This window comes from Jeotgalibaca sp. A122 (assembly GCF_052266715.1).
Lineage (GTDB): Bacteria > Bacillota > Bacilli > Lactobacillales > Aerococcaceae > Jeotgalibaca.
Map to the genome: position 1 here is coordinate 116440 of NZ_JBQPRB010000002.1, position 23255 is coordinate 139694.

The window sequence follows — 23255 nt, forward strand, 5'->3', positions numbered from 1 at the left end:
GATGATAAAAATGACTAACTAGTGGAGGAATTTTAATAATGGATACAATTGTAATGATAGCTTTTTATGCTTTATTATTTGGTGTTATGTATTTCTTGATGATTCGCCCTCAAAAGAAACAAGCTAAGAAAACACAAGATATGTTGAGCCAAATGAAACATGGCGACCAAGTTGTCACTATTGGTGGCTTGCATGGTACGATTGAGGAAGTAAATACTGCGGAAAACACGGTAACACTTGATTGCGAAGGTATTTTCTTAACTTTTGAGAAAAGAGCAATTGCCCGTATCAAAAAATCTGCACCAACAGCTGCAGAACCGACTGTTGTTCTAGATGAAAACACTGAGGATATCTCGGAATAAATAGTTTTTAGGCAACGTGATGGAGTGAAAGTGGATGGCTGAAGAATCGAAAGATTTTTATGAGGAGTTGCTTCCATGGTTTGAACGTAAGGTATCTGAATTTTCTGTAGAAGGTTATCCAAATATTGAAGCCAGAGATGTTTATCTTTGTTTCAAGAATTTTGTGTGGAAGCACTACGTGCCACAACACTACTACCAACGTGTATTCGATATCATGAAATTCACCGTGAATCAATATTTTGACTTTAAGTCACTAGAAGCACAGGTTTATAAGGTCTCATCTTTGGATGATATTAATTTTGATGAGTTTTTATAAAAAATAAATAAGAAGCGGTTAGGGTTAATGCCTTAATCGCTTCTTTTTGAATTACCGGCATTTTTAAGTGAAATAAGAGGTAAAAAATAAGACTTGAACTATATGTGCACAATTTGTATAGTAATTCACAATATAAAACCACTTAGGAATGTTGTTGTCATTCAAATGAAAACGCGTTCAAATGCTTTTCAATTAAACATGTGATTAAAATCACAATAAAGCATTTACTTGCTATGGTGGGTGTTGTACAATTTACTTGTGAAATGATTATCAAGCGATTAGGGGAGATTATTATGGCTACAGAAGTTGAAGAAAGAATTCAAACTGCAGAAGAAGCAATTGCTATCCTGGCAGCAAAAGGTAAAGAAGCTTTAGCAATAATGGAAAATTTCGATCAAGAACAAGTGGATCATATTGTCCATCAAATGGCAATCGCAGCATTGGACCATCATATGGAATTAGCAAAAATGGCTGTTGAAGAAACAGGCCGTGGAGTTTATGAAGATAAATGCATGAAAAATATATATGCATCTGAAAATATTTGGCATGCAATTAAAAAAAATAAAACAGTAGGAATTATCGAAAATAATGATGTGGATCAATTAATCAGAATTGCTGCACCTTTAGGCGTTATTGCAGGAATTGTACCAACGACAAATCCTACTTCAACGACAATTTTCAAATCATTGATCAGTATGAAAACAAGAAATCCGATTATTTTTTCTTTCCATCCAAGTGCAGAAAAATGCTCGACACGTACTGCAGAAATTTTATATGAAGCTGCATTGAAAGCTGGTGCTCCAGAAGGGTGTATCCAATGGGTAGAAGGAGTTTCAATGGATAAAACAGCTGCTTTGTTACATCACCCTGACATAGCGTGCGTATTGGCAACCGGGGGATCTGCAATGGTAAAAGCAGCCTATTCAACTGGTAAACCCGCACTTGGTGTTGGACCAGGAAATGTTCCAGCTTACTTGGAAAAAACTGCTAACATCAAGAAAGCAGTTAATGATTTAGTTGTCTCAAAAACATTTGATAACGGTATGATTTGCGCTTCTGAACAAGCAGTGATTGTTGATAAAGAAATATATGAAGAAGTAAAAGCCGAATTCAAAAAACGACATGTCTATTTTGTAAAGAAACAAGAGCTTTCTAAGCTTGAAAACGCAATGATGCGCGAAGATATGAGCGGTGTAAACGGTCATGTTGTTGGGATGGCAGCTACAAAAATAGCAGAATTAGCGGGAATTACTGTTCCAGCCGATACTAAAATGTTGATAGCCGAAATAGATGGTGTTGGAGCAGATTATCCATTATCTCGCGAAAAACTTTCTCCTGTTTTAGCAATGCTTAAATCGGACACAACAGAACATGGCTTCCAGTTAGCTAAGCAAATGCTGGACCTTGATGGCTTAGGCCATTCAGCAGCTATTCATACCAGACGTAATGATTTGGTAGAAAATTATGGAAAAGAAATGAAAGCTTGTCGTATTTTGGTTAATTCACCATCTGCTCAAGGGGGCATTGGCGGTCTGTATAACCATAACATCCCTTCGTTAACGCTTGGATGTGGATCATACGGACACAACTCAGTTTCTGGAAATGTGTCATCTTTCGACTTGCTAAACATTAAAACAATTGCTAAAAGGAGAAATAATATGCAATGGATTAAAGTTCCAGATCGTATCTACTTTGAAGAAAATTCTATCCGTTACTTACGTGATATGCGTGACATTGAACGTGTATTCATTGTTTGTGATGACGGTATGATGAAACTTGGATATGTTGACACGGTGTTGGAACAATTGAAACAACGTAACAACAAAGTTGTGTATACTATTTTCTCTGATGTGGAACCAAACCCATCGACTGATACTGTACAACGCGGAACGGAAAAAATGGCAGACTTTGAGCCAGATACGATTATTGCAATCGGTGGTGGTTCCCCAATGGATGCTGCTAAAGCAATGTGGTTATTCTATGAACATCCAGAAAGTAGTTTCTTTGGAGCAAAACAAAAATATCTTGATGTTCGTAAACGTACATATAAAATTGAACCAATGACTAAAGCTAAATTAGTATGTATTCCAACAACTTCCGGTACTGGTTCAGAAGTAACGCCATTTGCGGTTATTACAGATAGCAAAACACACATCAAATACCCATTAGCTGATTATGCTTTAACACCTGATGTGGCAATTGTTGATGCACAATTCGTTTACAGTGTTCCTAAATCAGTTACAGCAGATACAGGAATGGATGTATTAACACATGCAATTGAATCTTATGTCTCAGTATTGGCAAGTGACTATACGAAAGGATTGAGTCTGCAAGCAATCAAACTTGTTTTTGAACATTTACGTCATTCTTATGAGTACGGTGATCAAGAATCGCGTGAAAAAATTCATAACGCATCTACGATAGCTGGTATGGCTTTTGCAAATGCATTCTTGGGAGTTTCACACTCGCTCGCACATAAAATAGGCGGACTTTGGGATCAAATCCATGGTCGTACAAATGCCATCTTGCTACCACATGTTGTTCGTTATAATGCTAAAGAGCCAAGCAAATTAAGTATGTGGGCTAAGTATGAACACTTCCAAGCTGATGAGGATTATGCAACAATCGCACGCTATATCGGTTTGAAAGGTGAAACGACTGAAGAATTAGTTGAAGCGTTAGCGACAGCAATTCATCAACTAGGTGAAGATGTCGGAATTAAGATGAGTTTCAAAGAACAGGGAGTACCTGAAGAATGGTTGCTACGAGATGCAGATAAAATCGCAGAATTAGCGTTCGAAGACCAATGTACGACAGCTAATCCAAAACAACCACTTATTTCTGAATTGCACGACGTTCTAACAGCAGCATACTATGGTGCTGAACTAAAAAAATAATAAAAAAAGGGCTCTATAATAAATGGTGTTGGTGAATCGTAATGATTCGCCAGCACCATTATTGTTTTTAAAGACAAGGTTCTATTATTTATGGTGCTGGCAAAGTATTCTTCTCGGAAATCCCGAAGGACGGTGGGGTTGCTTGTGGCCGTGTCCAGGATGCAATGCGAAAGGAGGGACCGTTGATGCTTCAGCGTCTACGGTCCCTTTGAGGCTTGCAAGCCCGGAGACTACAGGCTCAGGGCGGTCCCACGGCGGTACACAAGCAAACACGCGGGCCGAAGAGCATTTCCTTCACCAACACCAGATAACCAAGAACCAAAAAAAGACAACCTTGTGAGTTATTCCTGAAGTTGTTTTTAAGTTGTATAAAAATCATTTGGTGGTATAATGTAAATATAATTTAGGCGCGCCTAAAAAGGAGGGCGGTTATGACACCGCAAAAAGAAGATTACTTAAAAGTGATTGTGGAGTTAGGGGGAGATGAAAATCTCGTCAATAATAAATTAATCGGAGCAGCTCTTTCAGTTTCGGCGGCATCGGTTACCGAAATGTCATTTAAATTATTAAAAGAAGGCTATATCATTCATGTTCCTTACCAAGGCGTCAAATTAAGCGATAAAGGAATTATCTATGCTAATCAAATGATTCGAAAACATCGGCTTTGGGAAGTATTTTTAGCCAAAAAACTTGGTTTTGGATGGGAAGAAGTTCATGATATGGCAGAAGCTCTGGAACATGTCTCTTCTGATATTTTGATTGATCGTTTGGAAGAGTTTTTGGAATATCCAAGCGTTGATCCACATGGTGGGCTGATTCCAGATCGCGAGGGGAAGGTACCAAACCTTGAAACGTGTTATCTACATGAAATGGAAGCAGGTTGTCGCTTCATGATTATGGAAGTAGATGATGACACACACTTCTTGAAATATCTATCTGATAAAAGGATTAAACTGGGCACTTCTTATCAATTAATAGAAAAAGAACCCTTTGAAGGTTCGATTCATTTCTCAGATGAAGTTGGGGAAGTATTTCAAGTTTCATTCAAGGCGAGCCATAAAGTGATGGTGCAGGAGAAACGGGACTGAAGGTGTTTATAAATGGACTATGGAATTCTCACATTTAAAGAACCTACCAATCAAACGGATAGGAAAATAATCCATGTGGATATGGATGCATTCTACGCTTCGGTTGAAATTCGTGATAATCCTTCTTTGAAGAATAAACCAGTTGTCATTGCACACGATCCCCGTACTAGAGGTGGAAGAGGTGTGGTTACGACAGCGAATTATGAAGCAAGAAAGTATGGCATTCATTCAGCTATGAGCGCGCGGCTTGCTTTAGAGAAATGCCCCCATGCTATCTTTATTTCTCCGCGCATGAATTACTATGCGGAGGTCTCTCAAAAAATTAGAAGTATATATGAGCGTTACACGGATATAATTGAACCGCTCGCTCTTGATGAGGCTTACTTGGATGTTACCCATAACAAATTAAATATGAGAAGTGCGACCATTATTGCCAGGAATATTCAGCGCGATGTCTGGAAAGAAATAGGCCTCACATGTTCAGCGGGTGTTTCATACAATAAGTTCTTGGCCAAAATTGCCTCGGATTTTAAAAAACCAGCTGGGCTAACAGTTATAACCCCTGAAGAAGCGCAAGCGTTCTTGTGGGAACTCCCCATTGGGAAATTCTATGGTGTAGGACAAAAGACCGCAGAAAGACTGGAGCAACTTGAAATCAAGACTGGAAAAAATCTCTATGATTTGCCAGCTAAATTTTTAATTGATGAATTTGGAAAAATGGGTTATAGCCTTTATCGACGAGTTCGGGGTATCGACAACAATCCAGTTGCTGTAAATCGGGAAAGAAAATCAGTCGGGAAAGAAAATACTTATGGACCATTCTTGGTTTCTGATGAACAGGTCATAGGAGCTTTACGAGAATTAGCCGGAAGGGTTAACAATAGTTTAGAAAAGCACAAAGTTCACGGTCGCGTAGTGACGGTCAAGATTAGATACGCGGATTTTGAAACGATTACGCGGCAAAAAAACTTTTCGACTTACACGGAAGGCGAGCAAGATATTTTTTGGAAAGCATATGATTTGTGGCAAGAGCATGGCGAAATCGAAAAAGAAATAAGGTTGTTGGGCATCACTGTATCGCATTTGGCACCGCAATATTACAGTAATATTCAGTTGCCATTATGGGATGATTATAAATTATAACTTGAAGAAAGAAGGTTTATTATGTTAGAGACATTTAGTGGATTTAATCCTGTTTTGCAATCGTTCATTGCAGGCCTCTTTACTTGGGGATGCACAATTATCGGATCATCCTTTGTTTTCTTTTTTAAAACAGTTAATAGAAAAGTACTGGACGTTATGAGTGGTTTTGCAGGAGGGGTTATGATTGCTGCTTCATTCTGGTCCTTGCTAGCACCTTCCATTTCGTATGCAGAAGAAAACGGATATGGAACCTGGTCTTTTATTCCAGCAGCTGTTGGTTTTCTATTGGGGGGCGTATTTTTGCGACTCACTGATGCGATTATTCCTCATCTACATTTGGGAGAGCCTATTGAAAATAGAGAAGGTCCATCAACTGGCGCATCACGAAATTTGCTATTATTTTTAGCAATTACCATTCACAATATTCCTGAAGGTTTAGCGGTTGGTGTTGCTTTTGGGGCTGCAGCACATGGTTTATCTTCTGGTAATACTTTAATGGGTGCAATTGGACTTGCACTGGGTATTGGCTTACAAAACATTCCGGAAGGTTCGGCATTGTCAATGCCCATTCGTGCGGACGGAAGTAGCCGTTGGAAATCATTTAATATTGGGCAATTGTCAGCAATTGTAGAACCAGTAGCAGCGGTTGTTGGTGCAGCAGCAGTTATTTCTATGCAAGCTATTCTGCCATATGCATTGGCATTTGCGGCAGGAGCCATGATATTCGTTGTAGTTGAAGAATTAATTCCAGAGTCTCAAACAAACGGTAACAGTGATATTGCGACCATGGGATTAATGGTAGGTTTTACAATCATGATGATTTTAGACGTAGCGTTAGGATAACGAGTGGTGCTAAGTGTCTTGTTCCGAAGTTCTTAAAAATTGTCTCGTATATGAAAAATAGAGGGAAGCCCAAATGGCTACCCTCTATTTTTTACTTCTTTTTGTCAGTCAAATTAGCGATGCCAGTGATTACAGTTGTTAATATTCCAAAACCAATACCCACAATTGGAAAAACAATCCAGGCTGTACCCCAAGCTCCGTTGACAAAGCCTTGATAAAGATAGAATAGAGTGGCTAATGGAAATATCACTGCGGAAATTCGCTCGCTATATTTATTTGAAATAACTTGAGCACGGGTATGCGAACCCATGGTTAACAATTTTTCGAATGTATCATTCTGAATACCATAATAGACGAACAAGAATACCCCCACTGCTATGAAGCTCATCAGGAATACGATGCTGATCATATTATCTTCACCCAAGAATACAATGGATAATAACAAAAATACCGGTCCTAATATACAGGAGATAACACCAGCTGCTATAGCATAGCTGAGTTTTTGTTTAAATATTTCATATTGTGCTTTTACTTCAGCATATGTTGCAGGATCCAATCGTAATATTTTTTTATCGAACGGATAGCTGGATTCCTGCATTCCAAAAATGATGAATAATCCTATCCCCATTGCTATTGTCAAGAGCATGAGGACGGTACCCACCAAAGCAAACACATCATTGGATGCACCTCTATTTAATAAAGAACCGATGACCATAGATAGAAAAAGAAAGGCCACAGAAATAATACAAAGAAAAACACCTGTTGCCATTGCCAGTGAAAACTTCTGTCTATGGAAAAGATAATTATCGACTTCACTTCTGGACATGACAATCACATCTGGATCATATTCCTGTTCATCTATTTCCAGGTTATATGCTTCAATTATTTCGTCGATATTCCCAAATTCAGCCAAGACGGTGCCGATTGCTTCATTCTCAGTTGTTCCTTGCTCAATCAAATCGCGGTACTTTTCTTCCATACTTGCCAGCATTTCTGCCTTCAAGCGATTCATTTCTTGATTTTTGGGTAATTTTTCGAAAACAGAATCGACGTAACTGTGAATCATATTCATGTAAGTTCCTCCTCATATGATAAATCTATGAAATGGTTAACAATTGCCGTAACTTCTTTCCATTCAATTTTTTTTTCAGCTAATATCGCTTTTCCCAATGGCGTGATTGTGTAGTAGGTTCTAGGTTTCCCAAAAGTTTCATTTGAAGAGTAGGCCCGAATGAACTCTTTTTTTTCCAAGCGGGCAAATGCAGAATAGAGGGTTGTTTCTTTCATGGAATATTTGCCATTTGTCAGTTCTTTAATGGTACTTGAAATTTGATAACCATACGAATCCTTGTTGGACAGGAGAGAAAGAATAATTAAATCGTTAAAACCTCTCATAACATCACTTGTAACCATCTTATCACCTCATTTTACTTCACCTGTCGTAGTAACTATACTATAGCATGTTTACTACGACAGGTAAAGTAATGTCTACCATATTATTGTTTGAGTTTCTTTACTTTCGTGGTACGATAGAAACAGAATATAACAGTTTAAAGATACAGATGATACAGAAAGGAAGATAAATATGGAAATATCATGGCATGGACAGTCTTGTGTCCGATTTGAGACACCAAGTGGCAAGAAAATAATTATTGATCCATTTATTACTGGTAATAAGATGAGTGATTTAAATGCGGATACTATCGAAAGCGATATCATCATTGTTACTCATGGGCACTCAGATCATGTTGGGGATACGGAAATGATAGCAAAGCGTACAAACGCATTAGTTATTTCTACTGTAGAAATTGCCGATTATTTTTCTGACCGTGGGCTAAACACCCATGGGATGCAACCAGGTGGGGGCTATGAATTTGATTTTGGATATGTAAAATTGACACCTGCCATTCATGGATCCGCATATCCAATAGGGGACAAACCCTTCACATTAGGAATTGCATCGGGTGTACTCCTTCATATTGAGGGAAAAACAATTTATCATGCAGGGGATACAGCGTTATTTTCGGATATGAAATTGATTGGTGAAACGTACCCCATCGATGTGGCCTTTGTACCTATTGGCGACAATTACACAATGGGGCCAGTAGATGCAGCCAAGGCAGTTACTTTTTTGAATGCAAAAAAAGCTGTTCCCATCCATTACAATACTTTTCCGTTAATTGAACAAAACCCTAGCGATTTCACGTCCTTATTATCAAAAAATCAAGGTATCATTTTACAACCAGGAGAATCAATAAAAATTTAGTATTATAATTTATGTGTGAGGGATCTTAATGGCAACTAAACATGAACAAATTATCCAATATATCGAATCCATGCCGGTTGGAGAAAAACTGTCAGTCCGTACTATTGCCAAGAATATGGGAATGTCGGAAGGGACAGCTTACCGAGCAATTAAAGAAGCTGAAAATAATGGTCTCGTTTCCACTATTGAAAGGGTAGGAACGATAAGGATAGAAAGAAAAAATAAAGAAAATATCGAAACGCTATCCTTTGGCCAAATCGCAAATATCATTGAAGGTGACATCTTGGGCGGCCGAAAAGGGCTGGATAAAACGTTAAGTAAATTCATTATTGGGGCTATGCAAAAAGACGCGATAGATCGCTATATAAGTCCTGGCTCTTTGATGATAGTCGGTAACCGGAATGACATTCAGCGTTATGCGCTTGAAAATGGTGCAGCAGTGCTGATTACCGGTGGCTTCGAAACAGAACCGGAAATTGTTGCCTTGGCTGACAAATTAGAAATGCCCATTTTAAGAACGACTTATGATACCTTTACGGTAGCGACCATGATTAACCGGGCAATGACTGATCAATTAATCAAAAAGGAAATCATGCTTGTTGGTGATATTTATACACGATTAGCAGAAACGAGATATCTAAAAATAGACGATACGATTCTGGATTATCGTAATTTAAACCATGAAAGTAAACATTCTCGTTTCCCGGTTGTCAACCACAATATGCGCCTAGTAGGCGTTATTACGGCAAAAGATATACTCGGGAAAGCAGATTCCATTACGATGGAACGTGTTATGACAAAAGATCCCATCATAGCAAAAGAACACATGAGTGTAGCAAGTATCGCTCACCGTATGATTTGGGATGGCTATGAAGTGATGCCGGTTGTTAAAGACAATTTGCAGTTGTTGGGTATTATTTCCCGTCAGGATGTCATGAAAGCCATGCAGTTAGCCCAAAGACAACCACAAGTCGGGAATACAATAGAGGATCAAATTCTGGAAGGGCTGGAAGTCAGCCATACAATGATTGAGGAAAAAGGTGTGCCGGTTTACCAATTCCAAATCACTCCCCAGATGACCAATAACTTGGGAACTGTTTCCTTCGGGGTGTTATGTGAAGTTATTTCTAGTGTAAGTAAAAAAGTTTTATTTCAGTTCCAAAAAAGAAATGCTGTAATTGAACAAATGGATGTCCATCACTTTAAAATGATTCAAATTGACGGTATTATTGACATTCACACAACTGTTTTTGAAGTGGGCAGACGCTCGTCTAAGTTGGATGTGGAAGTTTATTTAGAGAATTCGATTGTGGCTAAGGCTATAGTTGTTTGCCAAATGATGGAACGAACATAGGGGGAAGTTATTTGATAACCGATTTATTTGAAGAAATTTACGCTAAAATTTTGGAATATGACACAATTATTATTCATCGTCATGTGCGACCAGACCCAGATGCACTTGGATCGCAATTAGGTCTCAAAGCTTTAATTACTAAAAAATTCCCTGAAAAGAAAGTTTATGCAGTGGGGACAGATGTGGAAAATTTGTCTTTTATGGGGACAATGGATCAAGTGGAAAATGAAGCTTATGAGAATGCCTTGGTTATCATTACCGATACGGCCAATCGTCCCCGCATAGACGATAAAAGATATACTAAAGGTAAATTCCTCATTAAGATAGATCATCATCCTGACGAAGATATTTATGGGGATATTAGTTTAGTAAATACCCAGGCAAGTAGCTGTAGTGAAATAATCGCTGACCTAGCCATCTCTCTAGATGCCAGATTACCCATGAATGCGGAAGCTGCTCGTTTATTTTATGGAGGGATTATCGGTGATACAGGACGATTCCTCTATCCGGCCACAACTTCCAAGACAATGCGTATCGTTTCTGAATTAATGGAATATGATTTTTCTGCTTCGGAAATGGGTCAGATGATGAATACCAATTCCAAGAAGATTGCTAATTTATCGGGCTATGTGTTACAAAACATCGAAGTGAACGACTTGGGGGTTGCCCATGTTATTCTGACACAAGAAGCTCTGGAGCAATTTGGAGCTGACGATAGTGATACTGCACCCGTTGTGCCTCTACCGGGTACAATTGAAGGCATCGTTTGTTGGGGGATATTTGTTGAGCAAGCAACCGGAGGCTTCCGTTGCAGATTGCGTTCCAAGGGACCCGTCATTAATGAAGTGGCGAAGCGCCATGGTGGGGGAGGCCATCCTTTGGCTAGTGGAGCGAATGCTGCAGATATAGCAGAAATTGAAGAAATAATTCGTGAATTTGATGAATTAGTAGTTGCTTGGCAAAAATAAAGTAAATAACAAAAGCGGCTTGGTTAAACCAGCCGCTTTTGTCATTTAAATTATTTTTTTTTGTATTTCGTTGACCAGTTAAATTCGATCCAGTCAAATCCATCCTGATGCAATAGGTCATAGCTTTCTTTGGGTCCCATTGTACCACTTGCATACTCGTAGATGTGCTCCTCATCTTGATCCCAAGCGTTACGAATGAAGTCGATAAATCTCCAGGATTGTTCAACTTCTTTCCAATGCGTAAAGTTGGTTGGATCACCATTTAAACAATCCAGTAGAAGGCGTTCATATGCCTCTGGGCTATTTGAAACGGTTTGTTCGTCAAGGATTTGATGCATCCGAATATTCTTCATTTCTGTACCTTGTCCAACGCGTTTCGTATTCAACCGCAATGAGAATCCTTCAAGAGGAGAAATGTGAATGGTCAAAATGTTTGGCTGAGCGACTTCCTCAACCCCTTCAGTAGGGAAAAGGTTCATGGAAACGTGTTTGAACTGAATGTGAATATAAGTATCTTTTTGGGACATCCGTTTTCCAGTTCTTACATAAAAAGGCACGCCTGCCCAACGGAAATTATCAACCATAATTTTGCCTGCGACGAATGTTTCAGTACTTGATTCTGGATTCACTTTAGGTTCATCCGTATAACCTGCTTGATCATTCCCAGCAGTGTATTGACCGCGTACAAAATTATTGATTACATCTTTTTCGTTTTCGTAAAGGCGTAAAGAGCGCAATGCTTTTATTTTTTCATTACGGATATCATTACCATTGAGGGACAATGGCGGTTCCATGACTAAAAGTGCAACAATTTGTAGAATATGATTTTGAACCATATCTCGTAAAGCACCTGTATGGTCGTAGTAATCTCCCCGGTCTTCGACGCCAACGGTTTCAGATAAGGTAATTTGTACATTGTCGATATACTTGTTATTCCATAACGCTTCAAAAATCATATTAGAGAAACGGACAGCGGAAATATTTTGTATCATTTCCTTGCCCAAATAGTGGTCGATACGGTAAATTTGGTCTTCTGAGAACGAGCGGGTTAATTGCTCATTCAATTCAGTTGCTGATTTTAAGTCATGACCAAAAGGTTTTTCGATAATAAGGCGGTTGAAACCATTCTCTGTGATTAAATGATTAGCTTTAAGCATATCTCCGATTGTTCCAAAGAACTGCGGTGCCATCGCTAAGTAAAATATACGATTACCATTGGTTTGATATTTTTCATCTAATTGATCGGAAAGTTTCTTCAACTCGACATAATGGTCGGCATCTTTTACGTTATGGGAAATATAATAGAAGTGGGAAGTGAATGCTTTTAATTCTTCTTCATTTTCTACTACATCTTTCAAAGAATCAGCAATTACTTCATGGAAATAATCATTTGACCATTCGCGACGTGCCGTACCGATGACAGCAAAGTTATTTTTAATGAAGCCTTTTTTATAAAGATGGTATAAAGATGGATACAATTTGCGATGGGCTAAATCCCCAGTTGCACCAAATATGGTGAATAATGCGCTGATCTCGGTATTCATGAGAAACCTCCTCAATTTAGTTAGAAATGTTCATTTATACATTATACTATTATCATTTTTTATCTGCAACAAGTTTTGTGCTATAATGACACGTAACAACAAGAGAGACAAGAGGTGTGCAATGAAATTCGAATCATATAATCTAAAGCCCTTTATATTGAAAGCAATCGAGGAGCTAGGTTTTTCGGAACCAACTGAGATTCAAAAACAAATTATTCCTATTATCCAAGCCAAAAAGAGTGTTGTAGGTAAGTCACAGACTGGTTCAGGAAAGAGCCACAGTTTCTTAATTCCACTAGTCAATGATGTGGATGCAGCCAGCGCTGAAACACAGGTCGTCATCACAACGCCAAGCCGTGAATTAGCGGAACAACTTTATCAAGTGACAAGTCAATTGATATCCCACGCTCCTGAAGAAATTAGAATTTCGAATTTCGTGGGTGGAACAGACAAACAACGTCAAATCGCAAAATTAAAACAACAACAAGCGCATATTGTAATTGGAACACCTGGTCGAATTTTAGATTTGATTAATGAGCAGGTTTTAAAAATCCATACTGCACAAGCTTTCGTAGTAGATGAAGCGGATATGACTTTAGATATGGGCTTTTTACATGATGTTGACCAAATCGCTAGTCGCATGCCTAAAAAATTACAAATGCTTGTTTTTTCAGCGACAATTCCACAAAAATTACAGCCTTTCCTAAAAAAATATATGGAAAATCCACAAGTAATCAATCTGGAACCCAAACAAGTCATCGCTCCCACAATAGCTAACTACTTGCTAGCAACTAAGAGCGGCAACAAGATAGACGTTTTAGACCAAGCGTTATCGATTGGTCAACCATACTTCACGCTTATTTTTGCAAATACGAAGCAAAAAGTAAACGAAATTGCCCATGAGCTAAGAGGGCGCGGATATGAAGTGGCAGTTCTTCACGGTGATATTCCTGCCCGTGAGCGGAAACGTATTATGCGTCGTGTACATAATATGGAATTCCAATATATGGTTGCAACGGACCTGGCAGCTCGTGGAATTGATATCGAAGGTGTATCACATGTAGTAAACTATGAGATTCCTAAAGACACAGAATTTTTCGTGCATAGGATTGGGCGTACAGGCCGTAAAAATTTGCCTGGAACGGCAATAACACTTTATGGGCCGGACGAACTGGAAAATGTTGAAGCATTAGAAAAAGTGGGCATTAAATTCCAGACTGTTACTATCAAAGATGGTGGTTTTGTGGAAACGGATGATCGCAGAAATCGCGATAAACGCGTATCCAAAAACCCTGAAGAAGTGGATCCACGAATCAAGGGCATGGTAAAAAAAGCCAAGAAGAATGTCAAGCCAGGTTATAAACGCCGTTTAAATGAACAAATTAAACAACAGGTTAGAAAAAACAAAGGCTCCGATGGGAACCGTAAAAAGAAACGTTAGTAGCACAAGAGAGGGTGAGATAATAGATCTCACCCTCTCTTTTGTCATTATAATTTTCTGATGTGCTGGACAATTCCTTTATAGTAGATATATAAAGTGATCATGCTAATAATCGCGGTTTGAGCTGCCGGGAATATCCCTACCACATTCATTATCGTTAGGATAAGTGTTGGGATGAATGAAGCAACCAGAACTAATTTAAAATTTTGACTGAACGGCAATCTCATCTGGAATAGTAACGAGAGAATATTAGCCATCAAAGCAATTAAAACAATTTGAAAAGCACCATCAATAATTCCGACCAAAAAACTAACAATCATAACAGGAATCAAGGTGTATGCATTCAAAGAACCGAAATCGGTTAACATCGCTTTAAGGGTTTCTTCAGTCATTCCTTCTAGAAGGGAGTATGATAAATCGAAGTGTGTTTCAGGTGTAGCAATTCTTAAGTACGTTCTTTCCATCAAAAACGAAATAGGTGCCCGTTCAATTTCTCTTTGAACAAGCGCTTGGCTAGGTGCTTTTTCTCTGTTTATGATGAAATTTGCACTATCAGATTTCACTACAAGCGCTTGGTTGAGGTTTTCCTGAAGTTTTAACTCGCCCCCTTCAACCATGAAGGCGGGTAATCTTTCTGAAATAATTTGCATATCCTTGCCGATGATTTCCATACTCTGGATACTTGCTGTGGCATAGGGGATTCCTGTAATGAGTCCAAAAAGCAGGAAAATTGCAGTCGCTTTTTTTCGTGTTAGGCTCGTAATCTTCCACAGATTTTCCGGAAACATAAATACATTCAGGATTATTTGAAAAATAGAAATAATAATCACACTCTTCTCTATAAAAATATAAGTATAGCTTAGCGAAAAAATAATAAAAACGCAACGCAACAAAATAGTGAGCAATTTTTTTGAATTCTTCGAATTCGAATGGTATCATGAACGTAATGTAATTAAAATACAACTTTTTGGGAGGAATTTTTAATGGCTTTCACATTACCAGAATTACCATATGCACACAATGCACTTGTTCCACATATCGATGAGGAAACAATGCATCTACATCACGGAAAACATCACGCTACATATGTAAGCAACGCAAACGCTGCATTGGAAAAACATCCAGAATTAGCTGACAAATCCATTGAAGAATTATTGAGCGACTTGAATGCTGTTCCAGAAGATATCCGTACGGCTATCCGTAATAATGGTGGCGGTCATGCTAACCACACATTGTTCTGGGAAATTCTATCACCAAACGGTGGTGGCGAACCTACAGGTGAGATTAAAGATGCTATCGAAGAAGCTTTTGGTAGTTTTGATGAATTTAAATCCCAATTTGCAACTGCAGCAACTGGTCGTTTTGGATCAGGTTGGGCATGGTTAGTAGTAAATAATGGTAAGGTAGAAATTACTTCTACACCAAACCAAGACAGCCCACTTTCAGAAGGCAAGACACCAGTTCTTGGCTTGGATGTTTGGGAGCATGCTTATTACCTAAACTACAAAAACGTTCGTGCTGACTACATTGCTGCATTCTGGAACTTGGTTAACTGGGATGAAGTTAACAAACGTTACGCTGCTGCAAAATAAATTAAATAAAAATACCGTTCCCTGTTAAAAAGGGGAACGGTATTTTTTCTTGTCTAAAATTAAGAGGATAATGAGTGAGGCAACTGAGGTGGCGATTCCAACCCATAGGTAAGGTGTTCTATATGTTAATCGAACAGAATGGTTACCAGGCGGGATGTCAACTGCAAGCAAGCTATCGAGTACTGCGTATGTTTCACTCGGTACACCATCAATTGAAACAGACCATCCTTTGGAATAAGGGATAGTAAACATTAAAACACTTGAAGTGCTATCTGCCGTTACATTTCCTTCAATATTTGTTTGACTAAACGAATCAATAGTCATTTGATTATCTTCTATATCTGCCATAACTTTATTGAATTGGGATAAATTTAAACGGAAGAGATTTAAATCCCTTAAGGTTAAAAGATCTTCTTTCAATTCAATCGAAAACTGGACTGATTCGTTCTCAGACCCGCTTGCCAGGTTAAAAATTTGATCCGTCCGATAGGATTTGTAATAAGGGAAAGATTCGCCGTTTAACCTAAAATCGGCATTGTCTTCGTCAATACGGGAATCCAGAACGAGATAATAAGGTTCTTCAGACTGGGTTGTGAACTGTAATTCGATGAAAGCAGGTTTATCCAGATTTTCCTTAGTATAGGTTTTATTGATTTCTTCATTACCCCCGGTGGCGATGTTTTGAGTGATGATACTATCAATATTTTCTTTTGTAAAGAAAGGTTCATTAACATTTTCGGAATAGAGTGCCCGCATAATTTTTTCTTGATTAGCCATGGGCTGGCCATCCAGCAATTCTACTGTTTTCATTTTTGTTGGGACTGTAAACCCTAATGAAAAAGCATTGGGGTTTTCGTAAGTTTTAGTTCGCAATGATTCAGAATAGGGGTGATAGTGTGCAAAATCCGGTCGGTTGGCATTCGGGCGGATATGATAATAACTGTCATTATCAATTAAATCATCAGATATAGGTTTATTTTCTGCATAGTAGCGAACGCCAAAAAAAGCATCAGTAATTAGTGTCCCGGTAGAATAAGAAATGACAAAGCTACTTTCTGGAAAACCTAAACGTCCAAACAGAGCAGGGACTTCTGCTTCAAATGTTGAACTGAAATGAGAAACACTGGGATAATTAGCTTGGAAACTATCGTTTTTAGACCGCTGAAAAGTCTTCTCTATGCGATAAAACTCATCTTCACCTGGTTTGATGTCATCTAACATATTATTGAGAACAGATTGGTAGTCATTCAAGGGCGCCATATCTACATATCCCAAACGAACTAAATCAATGGTAGCATTTGCGCTCATCTCGATAACGGTCATAACCAACATGACAAGTGGCAACCAATTATAGTCTGTTTCACGGAGCAGAAAGAGAACAAGGAAAAGAACTAAAAACAAGGCGGTCACCAGTACTTGTAGAGGTTCCAGAAAAGAGAAGTTTTTTTCTAAGACATAAAAGGCACTTGCTGTTTGACCAACTAAGAGCGTGATTGCGAACCAAAGAGGAAATTTTTTTGTTTGGTTCATACTCCGAAAGCCGTTTAGGATAAAAAAGAAACAAACTACGAATGAAAAACGGTACGGATACCAAGCTGGATTTTGAAAAGCATGCCAAGCTTTATTCAAAATATCGACATTCATCGAAAATATAAAAAACAGCGTCATGGCTAGAGCTGCGAGACGTTCTTTCCATGCAAATTTTGGATTAATTAAATAGTACAAAAAACTCACCAAAGCAACGGTTCCAATAAAGATGTTTGGTAGCCCCGATGGAAGTTGGTCAAAATCGAAAGCACCAATATAAAATTTCGAAAGTATCTCAGGAAAAGGATACTTGAAACGCCAATCTAAAATTTCACTCGTATGTGAAGCTTTTCCACCCAATAAGGAAACAAAGTTAGGAATTAATGAGAAAGCTGCAGTTCCAGCTCCTAATAAGGAATAAATGGAAAATTTCCAGAAACGATTCCAGTAGAATTTGGCTCTTTCTTGAGAATGAAGTTCTGCAGTATATTTCTGTTTCATTAAAGCAAAGGGGAAATAAAGGATCAGGAATAAACAAATCATATAAGTAAGATAGTATTGGGAAAATAAGGCAAGCCCCAGTGTCAAACTATAAAAATAACCACGTTCTCCATCAACTATTTTTTCCAGACCCAGAACAATGAGAGGCAGGAATACAAGACTATCCAGCCACATAACATGTAATTGATTAACGATGACATATCCCATTAAAGCGTAAGATAAGGAGAATAAGGGTACCAATAAATCTTTTCCTTGAAACTTTTTCAATAATAAATAGCCAAACGAGAGTCCAGAACTGGCAATTTTTATTAATATTAAAAGGGTGATACCCACCGGAAGCAAGCGTTGCGGGAATAAGAGCATTAAAATATTAAACGGGCTATTTAAATAATAGGACCACAAGCCAGTCATCTCACCTCCGATTCCTTTTGCAAATGAATAAAAGAGCGCTTGGGGTTCGTTTAAAAGTGTATGACGATAATAACTAAAAAAGTCGACATACTGCTGGGCCAAATCAATGGTTAGCAAGGTTTCCTTTCCCGCGGGATAGACACCCATGGCCATATAAATGATAGTCATAATAATAAAAGGTAAACCAAAGGATAATAACAATAACATCTTTGGGCTATATTTAGATTTCAGATTTAGCGACATGACATAGTTCCTCCTCAGACAGTTGCACTTACATTATAAAATAACATAGTAAAGAAAGTTTTGCATTTTCGAGTTACCGTTGAATTGAATCATCTTTTTGATATAATAGGGTATTGAAAATGAAAGAACCAGGAGTGTGTATATTGGATAAATGGAACCGCGAAAGTAACAAATTAAAGTCGCATATACCTTTTCGATTGAACTTGCTGTTCTTCATTGTTTTTATCCTTTTTTCGGCAATAATCGTCCGTTTGGGCTATTTACAAATTATCCGTGGAGAAGAATTTGAAGCAATTGTAAGGAGAACAGAAACAACTACTATAACGCAAACGGTCCCTCGTGGTCTTATATATGATCGTAACGGCAATGTCCTTGTTGGAAATGAAGCACAACATTCAATCACCTATACACGTGGAACCAATGATAGTGCCTCGTCAATGGCAGAAACGGCTACGATGCTTGCGGACATGATCTCTGTTGATACAGAAGGAGTAACCGAGCGGGACAGAAAAGATTTTTGGGCCGCCAATAATCGCGAAGTACTTTTGGATAGGTTAACGGAAGAAGAAAAATTACTTTCCGGTGCCGAAGTTTACGAAGTGGAACTATCTAAAATAACCGCAGATGACATCGCCTTTTCTGAAAAAGAAATGACAGCAGCGGCAATATTTAAAAGTATGAACAGTGCTACTTCATTAACAACGGTAAACCTTAAAAATGTGGATGTGACGGATCAAGAGTTAGCTGTTGTCAGTGAGAATTTAAGCAGTCTCAACGGGGTAGAAGTTTCCAAAGACTGGACACGCGTCTATCCAAACGGTGAGTTGTTGGCAACCATTTTTGGTGGTGTAACATCCGAAAAAACAGGAATTCCAACCAATCTGGTGGAAACTTATTTAGCGATGGGCTATTCACGCAATGACCGGGTCGGGAATGCGTACCTAGAGCAACAGTATGAAACAGTGCTGCGTGGCACAAAATCGCGCTACGATACGGTTACGAATCAAGACGGGGATATTGTTGCGACGACCCAAACTTACGAGGGTAAACCGGGAGACAACCTGGTCTTGACCATTGATATTGACTTTCAAAAAGAAATCGAAAGAGTTGCAACTGACTTTTTAAAAAGCCGTCAAGATACTTGGAACGATCGTGTCTATATTGTAGCACTGGATCCCCGAAACGGTGATATCATCGGGATGACCGGAAAGAAAATTGATGCAACTACTGGAGAAATATCAGACAGTGTTCATGGTGTTCTTAATGAAAACTTTATCGTTGGTTCCAGTATGAAAGGGGCCACTGTCCTGACGGGTTATATGTCGGGAGTAATTGACTTTGATGACAATGTTCTGTTGGATGAACCAATGACGTTCCAAGGTTCTGATACAAAATCTTCTCTTTTTAATCGTACCGGACGTGTTGAACTCAATGACATTGGAGCTTTGGAGAAATCCTCTAACGTTTATATGATGAAAATTGCTATGATGATTGGTGGGCAAAATAATTATAGCTATGAAATTCCCTTATCGATCGATCGTGATTATACGCTTGAGACTTTGCGTGCCTATTATGCACAATTTGGACTTGGTGTTAAAACCGGTATCGATTTGCCCTTTGAATCTACGGGTTATTTAGGTGTTCCGCCAAATTCCGGTGCGGTTCTCGATGAATCGTTTGGCCAATTTGATAACTATACTGCTATGCAGTTAGCGCAATATGCTGCTACGATTGCCAATAAAGGAACCCGTTATGCGCCGCGTTTAGTGAAAGAAATTCGGGGAACGGAAAGTGATGGCAGTTTAGGGAAAGTAGAAATGGTAAAAGAACCATTGGTCATGAACCAAGTAAACGTTGATCCTGAGGCGTTTGAGCGTGTTCACAAGGGGTTTTGGGCGGTAACACACGATTTTGGAAGTCGTTCTTACAATAACTTCGGAAATTATCCAGTCGGAGTTGCTGGGAAAACAGGTTCGGGAGAATCCTTCTACCAAGGGGAAAATGAGAAAATTATAAACGAACCAACCACTAACTCTACATATGTGGCATTTGCGCCTTATGAAGACCCGGAAATTGCCGTAGCGGTGATTGTACCGTACATTCGTGATGAATCGGTACTTCCAGCTGGAGATATCGTAAAAGCAACCTTGGATGCTTATTTTGGATTTTAGATAACTAAAACGCCACTCCTCATAGTTAGGAGTGGCGTTTTATTATTGTAGGGTTAAAGTGTCCAGGATTTCTGTGTCGGACATTTCTTTTGAAAGTTCATAAGTACCATACTGAATACTATTCAATAAGCTATGTTCTTCAAGGTATGTTTGTGCTTCTTCAGGGTCTTCAATCAAACCAATTGTATAGAGGTTCTCGATTACGACCGATGAAGGCTCACCTTCGTTCACAATAAATTCAAAAGAATCTCTTTCATCAGATTCTTCCTGAGAATTTCCAGATTCTGAAGATTCAGCTTGAGATGATGATTGACTCGATTCTATTTCACTATTATTAACCGTTCCTGGTCTAGCTTCTTTCATTGAGGAAATACTTGATTCGATAGAGGATTCGACCGCTATAGCAGATTCAGTACCCTTAGTTGTTCCAACGTTACCAACTAGCTGGAACAACGTCATGATGAGCGCAGAAAGAAAGAATCCCAAGGCCAGAAAACGTAATTTATCTTTTTTCATGATGGTTCCTTTCTATTCTTCCTCTTTTAGTGAGTCTTGATGGTTATCAATTACTAATTCGACTGTTGTTTCCGGCAAGGAAAGTTGTTCTGCAATCTCGTCGAATGTTTTACCTTTTTCGTATAGAGACAGAACTTGTTGTTTAGTAACGTCACTAAGTTTTTTGACGGTGATCGATTGATCCTCCGTTTCTGTATTTCCCAACGCTTTTTCTAATTGCGAGACGCGTGTCTTTAAAATATGCATTTCTTCTGTCATTTGGAGTGTAAATTCTGCTACTTCGGTAATTACTCCATCATCATCTTCCTTTACAAAGAAAGAAACAACTAAAAGGATAATTGCTAAAGCAAATAAGACGATGACAATTGGCCATAATTCCATTTTTTCACCTCAATTCTAAATGTTTAAATCACTTCTAATATTCTAATACGCTAAATTACTTTGTGCAACTGCAAGTTTCTCTTTTTTTTCCAGGGGAAAGTGTGTATAATAATAACAGTTGTGATTAAAGACTGGCTATTTAGCTTGGGAAATGATACAATGCAACGTGCAAGAAGAACTAGTATTCTTCAATTTTCTTATGTTTGGAGGTTAGAAAAATGAGACTTAACATTACTTTAGAATGTACGGAATGTAAAGAACGTAATTATCTTTCTAAGAAAAACAAACGTAACAACCCAGATCGTTTGGAATTCAAAAAATACTGCCCACGTGAAAGAAAAGTAACTCTTCACCGTGAAGTTAAATAACAACAGGTCCTCCTGTTGTTTTTTTATTACAAAAAGAAAGGGGTTTCTTGTTCTTGATGAAAAAAGATATGCGACAATTCATATTAGAAAAGTTAACCCACCTTACTGATAGTGAGAGAAATAAGTACGATTCAAATTTGTTGGAACAGCTTGTATCGAGTGAAGAATGGAATAATGCTCAAACGATAGGGGTAACACTTTCCCGTCACCCAGAAGTTGAAACGCAAGCAATTATTCAAAAAGCCTGGTCTGCGGGGAAGGATGTCTTTATTCCTTATAGTGGGAGGAAAAGGCAATTATCTTTTTATCGTTATAGCCTTGAGACTGAATTGGAATTAAGTCGTTTTGGATTAATGGAACCCAAAATCCGGACCACGGAGCAACCAAAAGCGGGAATAGATTTGTTGATTGTTCCAGGTCTGGCTTACAATGAAGCTGGCTATCGTGTTGGTTTTGGCGGTGGTTATTATGATCGTTATTTGGCCGATTATGAAGGGGCAACCTGTTCGCTTTTATACCCATTCCAATTAGATGAGCGGGTTAATCCATTAGTGGAACCATTCGATATACCTGTAAAGAAATTGTTCATAGCCTCGAGATGAACTATAATGGCCATAGGTTAACTGGGAGGGAAACTTATGAGAAATATAAATTTTCGCAATTATTTTCGAAAGAACCAACCAATTGTAACGTATGTTTTTTTTGCAATTCAAATAATGGTCTTTATTGTCATGTCTTTCGATGGCGGGACAACCAACATTTACACTTTAATTAAATATGGTGCTAATTTCAGTCCAGCCATTATAAGCGGCGAATGGTGGCGTTTCGTTACACCGATATTCATCCATATTGGTTTCACTCATATTCTGATGAATAGTATTACTCTCTATTATTTAGGGAGCCAATTAGAGTGGATTTATGGAAGTTGGCGCTTCTTTTTACTTTATTTATTAGGTGGCATCATGGGTAACGTGATGAGTTTTGGGTTTTCTGCGTCCGTGTCAGCAGGTGCGAGTACCTCATTGTTTGGTCTATTCGCTGCCGCAGTAGTCTTGGGCAGGATTTATCCCCATAACTACACACTACGCAGTATGGCACAAGGATTCCTGATACTTATTGTATTAAACTTCTTTACTGGTTTTCTTTCTTCCGGAATTGATAATTGGGGTCATTTTGGTGGCGCCATAGGAGGAGCCTTAGCAGCCTTCTTCATTGATGTACCAAATTTAGCGCCTGTGGCTAAAAGTACGCGATTAAAAGCGGCACTTGGGTATATCGCTTTATTAGTTATATTTATAGTGATTGGTTTTATGCGTTTTTAAT

At 38.5% G+C, this 23255-nt stretch carries 22 protein-coding genes; 15 read left to right on the forward strand and 7 right to left on the reverse strand.

Features of this window, described 5'->3' with window-relative positions:
• The first annotated feature begins 38 nt into the window (after positions 1-38).
• From yajC to ACTU7M_RS03245, 6 genes are all read left to right on the forward strand, one after another.
• Positions 39-362: a preprotein translocase subunit YajC gene (yajC, locus tag ACTU7M_RS03220; RefSeq protein WP_443472934.1), complete on the forward strand. Its 324-nt coding sequence runs from the start codon at positions 39-41 to the stop codon at positions 360-362.
• 34 nt (positions 363-396) lie between these two features.
• Positions 397-678 carry a post-transcriptional regulator gene (locus ACTU7M_RS03225; protein WP_443472935.1) on the forward strand — a complete coding sequence of 94 codons (282 nt, stop codon included), beginning with the start codon at positions 397-399 and terminating at the stop codon, positions 676-678.
• Positions 679-971: 293 nt separating this feature from the next.
• Complete coding sequence (adhE, locus tag ACTU7M_RS03230) at positions 972-3575, forward strand: bifunctional acetaldehyde-CoA/alcohol dehydrogenase (protein WP_443472936.1); 2604 nt, start codon at positions 972-974, stop codon at positions 3573-3575.
• Between the two features lie 431 nt (positions 3576-4006).
• Complete coding sequence (locus tag ACTU7M_RS03235; RefSeq protein ID WP_443472937.1) at positions 4007-4663, forward strand: metal-dependent transcriptional regulator; 657 nt, start codon at positions 4007-4009, stop codon at positions 4661-4663.
• Between the two features lie 12 nt (positions 4664-4675).
• Entirely contained in the window at positions 4676-5806 is a 1131-nt protein-coding gene (gene dinB, locus ACTU7M_RS03240; protein ID WP_443472938.1) for a DNA polymerase IV, read from the forward strand.
• Between the two features lie 21 nt (positions 5807-5827).
• Positions 5828-6649 (forward strand): ZIP family metal transporter, encoded by an 822-nt coding sequence (locus ACTU7M_RS03245; protein ID WP_443472939.1) that lies wholly within the window; start codon positions 5828-5830, stop codon positions 6647-6649.
• A gap of 91 nt (positions 6650-6740) precedes the next feature.
• Here ACTU7M_RS03245 and ACTU7M_RS03250 read toward each other — a convergent pair whose 3' ends face one another.
• Complete coding sequence (locus tag ACTU7M_RS03250) at positions 6741-7721, reverse strand: permease prefix domain 1-containing protein (RefSeq protein WP_443472940.1); 981 nt, start codon at positions 7719-7721, stop codon at positions 6741-6743.
• Entirely contained in the window at positions 7718-8062 is a 345-nt protein-coding gene (locus tag ACTU7M_RS03255; protein ID WP_443472941.1) for a PadR family transcriptional regulator, read from the reverse strand. The genes ACTU7M_RS03250 and ACTU7M_RS03255 overlap by 4 nt, the downstream gene beginning before the upstream one ends.
• 172 nt (positions 8063-8234) lie before the next feature.
• Between ACTU7M_RS03255 and ACTU7M_RS03260 the strand changes: the two genes are divergently transcribed.
• The 3 genes from ACTU7M_RS03260 to ACTU7M_RS03270 are packed head-to-tail and all read left to right on the forward strand — an operon-like array spanning position 8235 to position 11237.
• Positions 8235-8915, forward strand: coding sequence for a metal-dependent hydrolase (locus ACTU7M_RS03260; protein WP_443472942.1), 681 nt, complete (start codon positions 8235-8237; stop codon positions 8913-8915).
• Positions 8916-8943: 28 nt separating this feature from the next.
• A complete protein-coding gene (locus ACTU7M_RS03265) occupies positions 8944-10269 on the forward strand; it encodes a DRTGG domain-containing protein (RefSeq protein ID WP_443472943.1) in 1326 nt (441 codons plus the stop codon).
• A gap of 11 nt (positions 10270-10280) precedes the next feature.
• Positions 10281-11237 carry a DHH family phosphoesterase gene (locus tag ACTU7M_RS03270; protein WP_443472944.1) on the forward strand — a complete coding sequence of 319 codons (957 nt, stop codon included), beginning with the start codon at positions 10281-10283 and terminating at the stop codon, positions 11235-11237.
• Positions 11238-11287: 50 nt separating this feature from the next.
• Here the strand turns inward: ACTU7M_RS03270 and zwf are convergent, their stop codons facing one another.
• Complete coding sequence (gene zwf / locus ACTU7M_RS03275) at positions 11288-12781, reverse strand: glucose-6-phosphate dehydrogenase (RefSeq protein ID WP_443472945.1); 1494 nt, start codon at positions 12779-12781, stop codon at positions 11288-11290.
• A 121-nt stretch (positions 12782-12902) separates the two neighbouring features.
• On the opposite strand from zwf, the gene ACTU7M_RS03280 reads away from it, so the two are divergent.
• Positions 12903-14222 (forward strand): DEAD/DEAH box helicase, encoded by a 1320-nt coding sequence (locus tag ACTU7M_RS03280; protein WP_443472946.1) that lies wholly within the window; start codon positions 12903-12905, stop codon positions 14220-14222.
• A 47-nt stretch (positions 14223-14269) separates the two neighbouring features.
• Here the strand turns inward: ACTU7M_RS03280 and ACTU7M_RS03285 are convergent, their stop codons facing one another.
• Positions 14270-15052, reverse strand: coding sequence for a DUF1189 family protein (locus tag ACTU7M_RS03285; protein ID WP_443472947.1), 783 nt, complete (start codon positions 15050-15052; stop codon positions 14270-14272).
• A 153-nt stretch (positions 15053-15205) separates the two neighbouring features.
• On the opposite strand from ACTU7M_RS03285, the gene ACTU7M_RS03290 reads away from it, so the two are divergent.
• Positions 15206-15814 carry a superoxide dismutase gene (locus ACTU7M_RS03290; RefSeq protein WP_443472948.1) on the forward strand — a complete coding sequence of 203 codons (609 nt, stop codon included), beginning with the start codon at positions 15206-15208 and terminating at the stop codon, positions 15812-15814.
• Between the two features lie 24 nt (positions 15815-15838).
• Here the strand turns inward: ACTU7M_RS03290 and ACTU7M_RS03295 are convergent, their stop codons facing one another.
• Positions 15839-18496: a YfhO family protein gene (locus tag ACTU7M_RS03295; RefSeq protein WP_443472949.1), complete on the reverse strand. Its 2658-nt coding sequence runs from the start codon at positions 18494-18496 to the stop codon at positions 15839-15841.
• A gap of 134 nt (positions 18497-18630) precedes the next feature.
• Between ACTU7M_RS03295 and ACTU7M_RS03300 the strand changes: the two genes are divergently transcribed.
• Complete coding sequence (locus ACTU7M_RS03300) at positions 18631-20667, forward strand: penicillin-binding transpeptidase domain-containing protein (RefSeq protein WP_443473132.1); 2037 nt, start codon at positions 18631-18633, stop codon at positions 20665-20667.
• 42 nt (positions 20668-20709) lie between these two features.
• On the opposite strand, the gene ACTU7M_RS03305 is transcribed toward ACTU7M_RS03300, so the two are convergent.
• Positions 20710-21183 carry a hypothetical protein gene (locus ACTU7M_RS03305; protein ID WP_443472950.1) on the reverse strand — a complete coding sequence of 158 codons (474 nt, stop codon included), beginning with the start codon at positions 21181-21183 and terminating at the stop codon, positions 20710-20712.
• Between the two features lie 12 nt (positions 21184-21195).
• Complete coding sequence (locus ACTU7M_RS03310) at positions 21196-21564, reverse strand: hypothetical protein (RefSeq protein ID WP_443472951.1); 369 nt, start codon at positions 21562-21564, stop codon at positions 21196-21198.
• Between the two features lie 218 nt (positions 21565-21782).
• Here ACTU7M_RS03310 and rpmG point away from each other — a divergent pair, with 218 nt between their 5' ends.
• Genes rpmG through ACTU7M_RS03325 form a run of 3 tightly spaced genes read left to right on the forward strand, consistent with a single transcriptional unit; the run spans position 21783 to position 23254 of the window.
• Positions 21783-21932, forward strand: a complete 150-nt coding sequence (gene rpmG, locus ACTU7M_RS03315; RefSeq protein WP_443472952.1) for a 50S ribosomal protein L33 — start codon at positions 21783-21785, stop codon at positions 21930-21932.
• A gap of 56 nt (positions 21933-21988) precedes the next feature.
• Positions 21989-22534: a 5-formyltetrahydrofolate cyclo-ligase gene (locus tag ACTU7M_RS03320; RefSeq protein ID WP_443473133.1), complete on the forward strand. Its 546-nt coding sequence runs from the start codon at positions 21989-21991 to the stop codon at positions 22532-22534.
• Positions 22535-22570: 36 nt separating this feature from the next.
• Positions 22571-23254, forward strand: coding sequence for a rhomboid family intramembrane serine protease (locus ACTU7M_RS03325; RefSeq protein ID WP_443472953.1), 684 nt, complete (start codon positions 22571-22573; stop codon positions 23252-23254).
• The last annotated feature ends 1 nt before the right edge of the window (position 23255 follow it).

Coding starts and splice junctions, on each gene's coding strand:
- ACTU7M_RS03260 (WP_443472942.1), top strand. CDS start 8,235: ATGGAAATATCATGGCATGGACAGTCTTGTGTCCGATTTGAGACACCA.
- ACTU7M_RS03290 (WP_443472948.1), top strand. CDS start 15,206: ATGGCTTTCACATTACCAGAATTACCATATGCACACAATGCACTTGTT.
- yajC (WP_443472934.1), top strand. CDS start 39: ATGGATACAATTGTAATGATAGCTTTTTATGCTTTATTATTTGGTGTT.
- dinB (WP_443472938.1), top strand. CDS start 4,676: ATGGACTATGGAATTCTCACATTTAAAGAACCTACCAATCAAACGGAT.
- ACTU7M_RS03245 (WP_443472939.1), top strand. CDS start 5,828: ATGTTAGAGACATTTAGTGGATTTAATCCTGTTTTGCAATCGTTCATT.
- ACTU7M_RS03225 (WP_443472935.1), top strand. CDS start 397: ATGGCTGAAGAATCGAAAGATTTTTATGAGGAGTTGCTTCCATGGTTT.
- ACTU7M_RS03325 (WP_443472953.1), top strand. CDS start 22,571: ATGAGAAATATAAATTTTCGCAATTATTTTCGAAAGAACCAACCAATT.
- ACTU7M_RS03235 (WP_443472937.1), top strand. CDS start 4,007: ATGACACCGCAAAAAGAAGATTACTTAAAAGTGATTGTGGAGTTAGGG.
- ACTU7M_RS03310 (WP_443472951.1), bottom strand. CDS start 21,564: ATGGAATTATGGCCAATTGTCATCGTCTTATTTGCTTTAGCAATTATC.
- ACTU7M_RS03305 (WP_443472950.1), bottom strand. CDS start 21,183: ATGAAAAAAGATAAATTACGTTTTCTGGCCTTGGGATTCTTTCTTTCT.
- ACTU7M_RS03320 (WP_443473133.1), top strand. CDS start 21,989: ATGAAAAAAGATATGCGACAATTCATATTAGAAAAGTTAACCCACCTT.
- zwf (WP_443472945.1), bottom strand. CDS start 12,781: ATGAATACCGAGATCAGCGCATTATTCACCATATTTGGTGCAACTGGG.
- ACTU7M_RS03255 (WP_443472941.1), bottom strand. CDS start 8,062: ATGGTTACAAGTGATGTTATGAGAGGTTTTAACGATTTAATTATTCTT.
- adhE (WP_443472936.1), top strand. CDS start 972: ATGGCTACAGAAGTTGAAGAAAGAATTCAAACTGCAGAAGAAGCAATT.
- ACTU7M_RS03250 (WP_443472940.1), bottom strand. CDS start 7,721: ATGAATATGATTCACAGTTACGTCGATTCTGTTTTCGAAAAATTACCC.
- ACTU7M_RS03295 (WP_443472949.1), bottom strand. CDS start 18,496: ATGTCGCTAAATCTGAAATCTAAATATAGCCCAAAGATGTTATTGTTA.
- rpmG (WP_443472952.1), top strand. CDS start 21,783: ATGAGACTTAACATTACTTTAGAATGTACGGAATGTAAAGAACGTAAT.
- ACTU7M_RS03265 (WP_443472943.1), top strand. CDS start 8,944: ATGGCAACTAAACATGAACAAATTATCCAATATATCGAATCCATGCCG.
- ACTU7M_RS03280 (WP_443472946.1), top strand. CDS start 12,903: ATGAAATTCGAATCATATAATCTAAAGCCCTTTATATTGAAAGCAATC.